At 68.2% G+C, this 11,479-nt stretch carries 3 protein-coding genes; 1 reads left to right on the top strand and 2 read right to left on the bottom strand.

All coding sequences use genetic code 11. The features are described 5' to 3' along the window. Positions 1-16: 16 nt before the first annotated feature. On the bottom strand, positions 17-4,120 hold the full coding sequence (locus tag OHA70_RS31095; protein WP_328323587.1) for an RICIN domain-containing protein: 4,104 nt from the start codon (positions 4,118-4,120) through the stop codon (positions 17-19). 181 nt (positions 4,121-4,301) lie between these two features. Here OHA70_RS31095 and OHA70_RS31100 point away from each other — a divergent pair, with 181 nt between their 5' ends. Beyond that, the gene (locus tag OHA70_RS31100; RefSeq protein WP_328323589.1) at positions 4,302-10,673 is read left to right on the top strand and encodes an RHS repeat domain-containing protein; all 6,372 of its coding nucleotides are present in this window, start codon (positions 4,302-4,304) and stop codon (positions 10,671-10,673) included. 49 nt (positions 10,674-10,722) lie between these two features. Here the strand turns inward: OHA70_RS31100 and OHA70_RS31105 are convergent, their stop codons facing one another. After that, positions 10,723-11,478: a sugar phosphate isomerase/epimerase family protein gene (locus OHA70_RS31105; protein ID WP_328323591.1), complete on the bottom strand. Its 756-nt coding sequence runs from the start codon at positions 11,476-11,478 to the stop codon at positions 10,723-10,725. Position 11,479 lies beyond the last annotated feature (1 nt).

Raw genomic sequence — 11,479 nt, forward strand, 5'->3', positions numbered from 1 at the left:
AGCGGATGTGACAGCCCTAGCTCGCCACCTTTTCCAGACTCCAGCGCTGGCAGCTGCCGTACCAGTAGGTCCAGATCTGCACGGGTCCCTTGGTGCTCACACAGTCCCGCACCTCCAGCGCTCTGCCGGTGTCGAGCCGCAGGATGCTGTAGCTGCCGTCGTAGGCAGGTTCGATCCGCCAGAACTGGCATTCCGACGCGTCGGTCTCGATCGCGACCAGCTTGGCCGTCAGCGCCCTCGAACATCCCTCGGTCTGCAACGACGTTCCGGTACTCGGGTCAGTGACCCGGTAGACGTCGTCACCCAGCGGCTCGAGCCGCCACTTCTGGCACGGGCTGCTGTCGCCGAGCCAATCCCAGGTCCGCATCCCGAGCGACGGGCGGCAGTCCTGCATGTCGAGCACATAGGTGCTGGCCCGCGAAGTGATCTTGTACCGGCCACCGAGCTGCGGTGAGTTGTACGCGGCGCGCAGTACCCACTTCTGGTTGGCAGCCGACGCGGCCGTGCTGCACGGCATCTGCACCAGCTTGGCGCCGTTGGCCGTGCTGCTGCCCGCGATCCCCGCGCACTTGCCACTGTGGGCGAAGCGAAGCTGGAGCACGGTGTCGTAGCTGCTGCCTTCCACGTACTCGAGCAGCACCTGCTGGTTCGCGCCGCCATGGCATTCGTGCTGCACGACCTGGGTGTTGTCGGCCGTCGAGCCCCAGTACATGTCGAGGCAGCGAGCCTTGTCGCTCGGTTGGCCGTTCGCATGCCCGACCTGTACCTCGTACTGATCGGTGCCGGCCACCGGGACCAGCCGGAACCGCTGACTCAGCGGGCCGTAGCAGTCCCAGTTCTGCAGCGGCGCCAGATCCTCGGCACTCTGCCCGGAGACGTCCATGCATTTGTTGCTGTGCTTGGCCACCAGTTCGTAGGTACGCAGCTCGAGGTCGAACTTCGGGCCGTTGCCCACCCCCACCTCGGGTTCGTGCCATTGCAGCGCCGGCGGCACGAACGCGGCACCGGTCGAGGTCAGCGTGTAGACGTCCTTGCCGCCGTCGGGCAGTGACGTGATCAGCGCGGCGTCCGCCTTGCCGTCCTTGTCGTAGTCGCCGACCTGCAGCGAGGTCTTCGCCGGCTCGAACTTGGTCTGGTCGCGCCAGCCCTCGCTCTTCGTCAACGCCGTACCGGTCGAGCGGAAGATCGCCAGGGAGGTGTCGGTCGTCCCGTTCTCGTAGATGGCGACGACGTCGTCCAGTCCATCGCCGTCCACGTCCCCGACGACCGGATGCGACTTCTCCGCGCAGTACCCGCCGGCGCCACTGTCGTAGAGCTGCGTCGCCGGAGCGAACGCAGTACCGGTGGAGCGGTAGACGTCCACGACTGTGCGGCAGCCGCCAAGGTCCTTGAAGTCGACCAGGTCGGCCAGCTTGTCACCGTCCACGTCGGCGAGCAGCGGGGTGCTCTTGGCCCATTCACCCGAGTTCGCGGCGTTGGCCGACCACTGCACCGGAGTACCGAGGGAGGTACCGGGAAAGACCTGGGTGCTCCAGTTGCCGTTGCCGGAGTTGCGCTGCACGACGATGTCGCTGCGCCCGTCACCGGTCACGTCACCGGCCATCGCCCGGTTGGTGTTGATGGTCCAGGTGGAGTCGGTACTACGCCACACGACGTTCGACTGGGCGTCGTACCGGTTGCCGTCCGACTTGAGCAGGTACAGCCCTTCGTTGCGTCCGGCCTCGTCGCGGAACAGCGCGACGTCGGCCCGCCCGTCCTTGTCGAAATCACCTTGGACGCCGCGGGTGCGGGACAACGCGAAGCCACCGAAGTCACCGGAGTCCCAGGCCAGTACGCCGTTGTTCAGGCCCGCGTTCCCCGTCTTGGCGGTGACGTTCCAGACCGCCGTCCGGCCGTTGCCCTGGTCGAACAGGGCAGTGATGTCGGCCTTGCCGTCACCGTTCACATCGCCGCGGACAGCCGGTACCGGAGTCGGATTGGCCTTCGCGATCAGCGTCCACGGTTCGGGCGTGACCGGTCCGGGGTTACCCGCGCGGTCGATCGCCCGGACCCACAGCTTCTTCGTCGGTACCGGCGTCGGCCACACGCTCAGTGGCAGGGTCGCGGTGCCGTCGGCGGCGGCCTTCACCCGCAGCGTCACCTTCTCCGGCTGGAAACCGTAGAGGTACTCCGCGACGTCGGTGTCCCCGGCGGCCGGCGACAGCTTGATCACGCCGGTCGTGCGCGCGGCGATACCGGCCACCTTGTCGGGGAAGTCGGTCGAGGCCAGCGCCGGCAGCCCGGGCGGCGTCGAGTCGATCCGGAAGTAGCACTTCGGGCTGGCCGGGCCGAACTCGGCGCCGTCGTCGGCGATCCGGTCGTCGGACCGGGCCGTGTAGTAGTAGGTGACCTCGCCGGCGAGCTTGCCCGCGGGGACCGGCGACCAGCCGAAGGCGGCACCTGAGCCGGTCAGGGCGGAGTCGAGCGAGTAGACCAGCGAGTTGTCGGACGCCTTGTGGAACTCCAGCCGGGTGTAGACGTTGTCGTTGTCGGGGTCACTGGCGACCGCGGAGAAGGACGGCTGGCTGGTGTTGGCGATCACCGGATCGCTCGCTGTGCCACACGGACGCGGCCGGCTGAAGTTCACCTTGGTGGGCATCCGCGGCACGTTGTTGTAGGTGACGACGATCGCAGCGGTCTCACCGCGGAACCTCTTCCACTGGGCTCCACCGTTGCCGGACTCGTCCGGCGCCTTCAGGCCGAGGGTGATCGAGGACGCGCGCTGGTCGGCCGCTGTCTGCACCACCGACTTCAGCGCGCCGCCGTCGAATCCGAGTGCCTGGTCCGGCTGCCCACCGTTGGTCCAGGCGTTGCCGGAGGCGTTGGCGAGGTACTGCTGCCAGTGCACGCCGGTGTTGTTCCAGGTGATGGCCTGGCTGCGGCTGATCGGAGCCAGCTTCCACAGGTCCACCTGCGTCGGGCTACCGGTCGGCGTGTGATCGAGAGTGATCGTGAACCGCGCGCTGATCACCCTTGAGCCGGCGATCCCGGCGGTGCCGAGCTGGAACATCGAGCGGTACATGTTGCCCGAGTTGTCCCACGCCCAGCCGACCTTGGCGCCTTCACCGCGGTCGTAGTCCCAGTACGACTGGTCGGGGAAGAGCCGGTTGACGTGCGTCCACATGTCACCGACCGACCCGGTCCACGAGGGGTCGATATAGACCGGGAAGCGGGTCTGCGCACCGGCCAGCAGTGCCTGGTTGGGCGTGACCACCAGGTCGCCGGCATCGAGCTTGGCCGGCAGCGATGCGTGGTGTGAGTCCTGCGAGCCGTCGCCCGACGCGGCGGCCTGCTTGCCCGCAGCCGAGGCGGGACTGTCCCACATCACCGGGCTGCCTGCCGTGAAGACCGTCGTGCCCTTGGCATCGGTCGCGACCGTGGTGCCGTCGGACTTGGTCGCGATCGTCACCCCGGTACCGGCGAGCGGGAACCGCAGGGTCCGCAGGGCCGGGTTCTTCGCAGCTTCCGGCGTCTTCACGACCAGCACCTGGGCGAAGCTGTCGGACTCGGCGCGGATCTTCAGGTCCACGCCGGGCAGGACATCGGGGTAGGTCGCGACGTTCTTGTCGAGCACTGGCCGGGGGAGGGCGGCCGGCCAGCTCATCCGGACCTGGGTCTTTTTGTTGCCCAGTACAACCAATGGCGTGTCGTCGCCGCCACCGGACAGGGTCAGCGGGGTGACGGTCGCGCCCGGTCGGACCAGCCCGTCGGAGCCGACGGCGAGGGTGGTGTCGATCGGCGCCCAGCCGGTGCCCTTGCGGGCGCGGACGGGTTCGGCGTACTGGGTCAGCGTGTGGTTGCCGTCGGGCTGGACGAACAGGTCGGCGGTCTCGCTGCGCTCGTCGACGAGCTCGACCGGCCTCCCGGTACGCCGCGCTTCCGCGGCCGGCCCCACGTCGGCGGCCGCGGCCGGATCCACCACGGCCTGCGCGCCCGCCGCGGAATCGGCGTCCGCACTGGGTTGAACCCCTGCCGGTGGTAGCTCGGTCAGGGGACTCGCGGTCGCCGGACCGACGCTCCAGGGGACGAGCGCCAGGGTGGCCAGCAAGGCCGGCCAGACGGCATGACGAGATGGTCGCACGATGGTTCTCCGATGGCTCGCGGGTCCCGAACGGCGTTGACGGTGTCACGCCGGCCGCCGCCGCAACATCCATTTGAAGACGGTCGAAAAGGGCATTCGGCGCTGATGGAATTGATTGCGGACCAGACCGGCCACCGGTCGACTGTGCGGGCCCATGTCCCTCCGCCCATGCGAGGAAACGATGTCCTCACCCCGGTCCAGTACGTCTCGATGGCGAGCCGCGTTGTCCGGCGCGCTCGCGCTCAGCCTGTTCGTCTCGATGCCGCAGCTGCAGGCGAGCGCCGCGCCGGACAAACCCAAGCCGATCCCGCACCGGTCCGCCCGGGAGAAGTCCGTCCCGGTCAGCGAGGTGAAGACCAAGACCGGTGCCCCCGACAACGATGCGGCGCGTGCGGTGAGCAGCGCGCCGTCGGTCGCCTGGCCGACGGCAGGCCGCGCCGAGATCGCCTTGCCTGCGGCGAAGTCCACCGCCACGGCCAGCTGGAGCGACGTGCTGGCGGGCCGCCCGACGAAGACCGTGCTGGGCCCGGCCGCGAAGGCGGGCACCCTCCCCATCGCTGTCGGCCCGAGCAGCACCGCCAACCGTGTCGCCGCTGCTTCCAAGAGCAGCTCCGCCGCTGATCACCTCGTCGCCGCGAACACCCCGGCCCGCGTAGAGGTCGCTGTCCAAGGGCGCGTCGGCAACGAGCTTCGCTTCGGCGTTCGGCGTACCGACGGCAAGACCGCGTCCGGCCTGGTCTCCGTCCGGGTCGACTACAAGTCCTTCCAGAACGCCTTCGGTGGCGACTACAACACCCGCCTCAAGCTGTTCCGGGTACCGGCCTGCGCCGCCAAAACCCCGGCCGCGCCGGCCTGTGCCGCCACCCCGGTGGCCACCCGCAACGACGGCTCCGGCGAACTGTCCGGCGAGCTGCCGGTCACTGCTGCTAACCAGACCCTCGCCGTCCGCGCGACCGCGGCCGGTTCGGCCGGCGACTCGACCGTCACGTCGCTGAACGAGACCGCGACCTGGCAGGTCGGCGGCTCGTCCGGAGACTTCACCTGGAACTATCCGATGGCGGTCCCGCCGAGCCTCGGCGGACCGAAACCGGACCTCGCCCTCACCTACTCGTCGGGCAGCCTCGACGGCCGAACCACCGCGGCCAACAGCCAGTCCTCCTGGGTCGGCGCCGGCTTCGAGCTCGCACCGGGCGGCTCGATCGAGCGCCGGTACGCCTCCTGCGGCGTGAAGTCCGAGCAGACCGGCAACAACGGCACGTCCATCACCGGTGACCTGTGCTGGGCCACCGACAAGAACGGCGCGCTGCTCGACAACGCGACCTTCACCCTGAACGGCTCGGGCGGCGAACTCATCCGCGACGACGCCACCGGCACCTGGCACCCCCGCAACGACGACGGCATCACCGTCGAGCGGCTGACCGGCAAGGACAACCCCGACCTCGGTCCGGCCACCGGCCCCGGCGCGAAGGGCGAGGCCTGGGTGCTGACCGACAAGAACGGCACCAAGTTCTACTTCGGCCTCAACAAGCTGCCGACCACGACCGAGGCGACCAACTCGGTCTGGACCGTCCCGGTCTTCGGCAACCACGCCGGCGAGCCGTGCAACGCGGCCACCTTCGCCGCGTCGTACTGCGACCAGGCGTACAAGTGGAACCTGGACTACGTGGTCGATGCCCACGGCAACTCGATGTCGTACTTCTACGACCTCGAGTCCAACCGGTACGGCCGCAACGGCAACGGCAAGCTGACCAGCTCCTACACCCGTGCGGGCAACATCAAGCGGATCGACTACGGCCAGCGCGAAGGCGACACGGCCTCGAAGACCGTTGCCCGGGTCAACTTCGTGACCGCCGACCGCTGCTACAAGACCAGCGGCTGCGTGGCCGCCGACTACCCGGACACGCCCCTGGACCAGGAGTGCACCAGTACCACCGACTGCGGCACCCGGATCTACCCGACGTTCTGGACCAAGAAGCGACTCGCCTCGGTCACCACCGAGGTTTTGCGCGGTACCGCTTTCGCGCCGGTCAACCGATGGTCACCCCGGTTCACCTACCAGAACCCCGGTGACGGCCGCCAGCCGCTGCTGTGGCTGGACGGCATCACCAACACCGGCCTGGTCGGCGGTACCAAGGCGATGCCGGAGATGACGTTCGCCGGCATCATGCTGGCCAACCGGGTGGTCGGCACCGACGGCATCCCGGCGATGAACTGGCCACGGATCAAGACCATCACCTACGGCACCGGCGGTCAGGTCGTGGTCGGCTACAAGAACCCCGACTGCAGCCTGCCGGGCAACGTGCCGGCTCCGGACGAGAACGGCAAGCGGTGCCACCCGATCAAGTGGACGCCGGAAGGGCAGGCCGAGCGGCAGGACTGGTTCGGCAAGTACGTCGTCGAAGAGGTCACCGAGTCCGACCTGACCACCGGCACGATTCCGGTCGTCACCAAGGTCGAGTACCTGACTCCGCCGGCCTGGCGTCACGACGAGGAGGACGGTCTGGTCGAGGTCGGCCGCAAGACCTGGTCGCAGTGGCGCGGCTACGAGCGCGTCCGGGTGACCAAGGGCGACGGCACCGTGACCCCGACCATTACCGAGAACACCTATTTCCGTGGGATGGACGGCGACAAGCGAGCCGACGACACCACGAAGACGGTCAAGGTGAAGGACTCGACGGGGGTCGAGGTCACCGACAACAACGCGCTCGCGGGCATGTTGCGCGAGTCGTCGACGATGCACGACGGCAAGATCGCCGACCGTTCCATCACCGACCCGTGGCTGTCCGGCGCGACCGCGACCAGGAACCGCTCCTGGGGTACGACGCAGTCGTTCAAGGTGCTCGAGAAGGGCGTCCGGCAGGACAAGGCCGGCCCGACCGGGACGTACCAGACCACCGGGAGCCAGAACGAGTACGACGCGACCGGCAAGCTGCTGTGGACCAACGACAGCAAGGACGTGACCGACACCACCGACGACACCTGCACGCGTTTCGAGTACTTCACCAACCCCGCCAAGGGCCTGGCCGAACTACCGACCCGCAAGCAGACCGTGGGCGTCGCCTGCGACAAGCCGTGGTCCAAGACCGATGTGCTGTCGGACGGGAAGACGAGCTACAACTCGGTCGGCGACACGACCAAGACCGAGCGGCTGACCGGATTCGACTCTGCCGGCGCACCGCAGTACCAGACGCTGGGCACCTCGACCTTCGACTCGTTCGGCCGGGTGCGGACCGCTCAGGACGCGGCCGGCGCCACGACGAAGGTCGACTACACCCCGGCCACCGGCGGGCCGGTCACCGAGACGAAGACCACCCAGCCCAACGGTCAGACCAGCCAGACGTTCGTCGACCCCGCCTGGGGCGAAGAGGTCGCCGTCGTCGACCCGGCAGCCCGCCGGACCGACAGCATCCGCGACCCGCTCGGCCGCGTACTGCGGACCTACCTCCCCGGCCGGGCCCGCAACGCGACCGCCAACGTCGAGTACAGCTACGGCATGGACCCGCTCAAGCCGGGAGTCGTCACCACCAAGACGCTTCAGGCCGACGGCACCATCGAGGTCAGCTACGACCTGACCGACGGTCTGATGCGCAAGCGGCAGACCCAGAAGGCCTCACCCGACGGCGTCGGCCGGGTCATCACCGACTACCACTACGACTCGCGCGGCCTGCTGGTGAAGGAGAACGGCCCGTACTACAACGAGGCACCGCCGGTCGGTGACCAGGTCGTCCTGCCGGACAACGACAGCGTCGTACCGACCCAGAAGATCACCGACTACGACGACCAGGAACTGCCGAAGACCGAGACCGCCAAGTCGTTCGGCCAGGTCCTGTCCCAGACGACCCACGCGGTCGCGGCCGGGATCGAGACCATCGACCCGCCGAAGGGTGAGCAGGCGACGACCAAGCTGACCGACGAGCAGGGCCGGCTGGTCGAGCTGCGCAAGTACGCCGGTGACACCCCGACCGGCAGCTACGACGCCACGAAGTACACGTACCACGAGGCCGGGCAGCTCGCCACGGTCACCGATCCGGCCGGCAACGTCTGGCGCTACGAGTACGACCTGCTCGGCCACAAGATCAAGGACGTCGACCCCGACAAGGGCACCACGACCTTCACCTACAACGAGCTCGACCAGCAGACCTCGACCACCGATGCCAAGGGCAACACGCTGACCTTCAAGTACGACGGATCCGGCCGCCGGACCGCCGTGTACGACGGCAGCGCCCTGGTCAGCGAGTGGAAGTACGACACCATCAAGGCCGGATCGCTGACCAGCTCGACCCGGTACGTCGACGGCAACCCCTACACGATCCGCTACACCGGGTACGACGACGCCGGTCACCCGACCGGGACCGAGGTGGTCGTCCCACCCTCGGAGGGCAAGCTGGCCGGCACCTACCCGGTCGCGATGACGTACGCCGACGACGGCCAGCAGAAGACTGTCACGCTGCCCGGTCTCGGTGGGCTGCCCGCGGAGACGCTGACGACGGAGTACAACGAGCACAACATGCCGGTCTCGCTGACCGGCGCCGATCAGTACGTCAGCTTCGCCGAGTACTCGCCGTACAAGGAGACCCGGTCGATCGCGATGGCCGCGAGCAACGGGAACTGGGCGCAACTGCAGTACGACTACGAGGACGGCACCCGCCGGCTCAGCCGGGCCGGAGTACTGACCGCCAACGAAGAGGTCGCCGACGTCAGGTATAGCTACGACCAGGCCGGCAACGTCACCAAGATCTCCGACAAGCCGGCCGCCTCCAGCGGTGAGACCACCGACACCCAGTGCTTCGGGTACGACGGTTACCGCCGTCTCACCCAGGCCTGGACGCCGACCGACGGGGACTGCGCCGCGGCGCCCGCGAAGGACAAGCTCGGTGGCCCGGCGCCGTACTGGCACAGCTGGACCTTCGACGTCACTGGCAACCGCAAGACCGAGAAGCGCACCACCGCTGCCGGTGACACGATCAGCACCTACACCTATCCGGACGCGGGGCAGGCTCGCCCGCACGCGGTCAGCAAGGTCGTCACCACCGGACCGGGCGTGAACAAGACCGAGAACTTCGGGTACGACGAGAACGGCAGCCTGATCAGCCGGACCGGTCAGACCTTCGACTGGAGCAAGGACGGCAAGCTGGCCGAGACGGTCGCCAACGGGAAGAAGACGGCGTACGTGAACGATGCCGACGGCAACCGGCTGATCCGCCGCGACGCCAAGGGCACCACCTTGTACCTGGGCCAGACCGAGCTGCTGCTCGGTACGAACCAGACCCTGCTGGGCACCCGGTACTACACCTTCGGCCAGCAGACCGTCGCGGTCAGGCACGCAGCCGAGCTGACCTGGACGGCCACCAACCACCAGGGCTCGGTCAACCTGACCATCAACCCGACCGACCTCACGGTGCAGCGCAAGCGCCTCACGCCGTACGGCGAAGTGCGTGGAGCGACCCCGACCGCGTGGCCCGGCGAGCGCGGCTTCGTCGGCGGCACCGAGGACTCCGATGCGGGGCTGGTGCATCTGGGGGCCCGCGAGTACGACCCCGGGCTGGGCAAGTTCATCTCGGTCGACCCGGTGGTGGATTTCGAGGATCCGCAGCAGCTGAACGCCTACGCGTACGCCAACAACAGTCCGGTGACGTTCAGCGACGCTGACGGGCAGCGGTACGTGACCGAGACGGTGACCACCTACAAGACCATCCTCAAGGTGATCATCAAGAAGATCGTCGAGTACCGCAAAGAGGTGATCAAGCTGCACATCCGCAGCCTGGTCTCGACGGCGATGATCGCGATGGCGGTCGCCACCGGGCACTACGCGCTGGCCGCGATGCTGTCGGCCCAGACGGTCGTCTACCGGGTCCAGATCAAACGCATCGAGCGCTACATCAGGGTGCTGACCAAACAGGTGATCCGGATCGTGAAGCGGATCCAGCGCTACGTCGGCCCGGACGAGAAGGCCAGCCTGGCCGAGCTGCTGAAGCAGGCCACCGCGTTGTCGGACTCCTCCAAGGGCTCGAACAGCATGTGGCAGGCGATCGCCCAGACAGCAGCCTTCGCCAACGCCAGCCGCAACTGGCTGATCGCCGCCAAGATGCTGGACGAAGCCCCGAAGGGCGGTGGTGGCGGCTCCAGCGGCGGCAGCACCGACCCCAACGATCCGTCCTTCCACGGTGGCAACAACGATCCCGGCGATGAGTCGTGGCTGAAGTTCGGCATCATCGGTGGCGTCGGCGGGGCGTTCGCCGGCGCCGGCGGCGCGGTGATCTGCGCGATGCTGCCGCCCTGTACCGGCGCGGCGCTGATCGCAGCCCTGGTCGTCGGACCCACCTTCGGCTTCGCGGGTCTGGCCGGCGGGACCGCGATCTGGAACGACACGAACACCGGAAAGGAGAGTCCGAACCGCCTAGTCATGCCGAGGTACCCGTTCGGACCGGAGTATGCGGCCGGGGTGATGAAGTGGTGGCACGACCACAACACCGCGCCGGACCTTCCGGACAACCATGCGCCGATTCCGTGTGGTGTCTACGCGATGGGAGCCGGCAGCAGTAGCGGCTGCTGAGAGCGGACGCGTCCGGGGCCTGGCAGATCCGCCAGGCCCCGGACGTCGCTCAAGCCAGTGCGCGGGCCGTGGCCAGGTCTGCGGTCAGCCGGTCCTCGACGGGGACGGACGGGTCGGAGTACTGGCCGGTGAGGCAGATCGGGCCGGTGTAGTCCTGGAGGTTGGCGAAGACGGCTGACCAGTCGGACAGGCCGTCGTCGGCTTGGCCGAACCAGGTCTTCCAGCCCTCGTCGGTCTGGATGTATTTGGCGTTCTTGAGGTTGACGATGCCGAGGCGATCCCGCACCAGCTCGAGCGTGATAGCGGGGTCATCGCCGGCCAGGGCATCGTGGGCGGCGTCCCAGACGACCTTGAACTCGTCGGGGAGGCCTTCCAATAGGTGGAGGACACCCAGAGACGACGTGACGAACTTGCCGTGGTGCGGTTGCACACCGACCTGTACGCCGTACTGCGTGACGAGCACGGCCGCGTCCTCCAGTTCCTGGCGGATCCGGCGTACCGACGCCGCGTACCCGTCCGGACCGAGGGGCGCCATGATGCGGATCATCGGGACGCCCGCCTTGGCCGCTGCCGAGAACGCGCTCTCCGACAGGTCGCTGGCGATGCTGATCGGCTCGACGCCCTCGGCGCGGAGTTGCTCGACGAACGGCGGCAGGTCGGACTCGGCGGTGGCCGGGGTGACGAAGGCGGTGTCGCGGACGGGGATCTCGGCGCCGGTGAAGCCGAGGCCGGCGACGAGCTTGCCCAACTCGTCACCGGGAAGGCCGGACCAGGGTTTGGTGAAGACGGACCATTGATAGGTCATG

The sequence above is a fragment of the Kribbella sp. NBC_00382 genome, from assembly GCF_036067295.1.
Lineage (GTDB): Bacteria > Actinomycetota > Actinomycetes > Propionibacteriales > Kribbellaceae > Kribbella.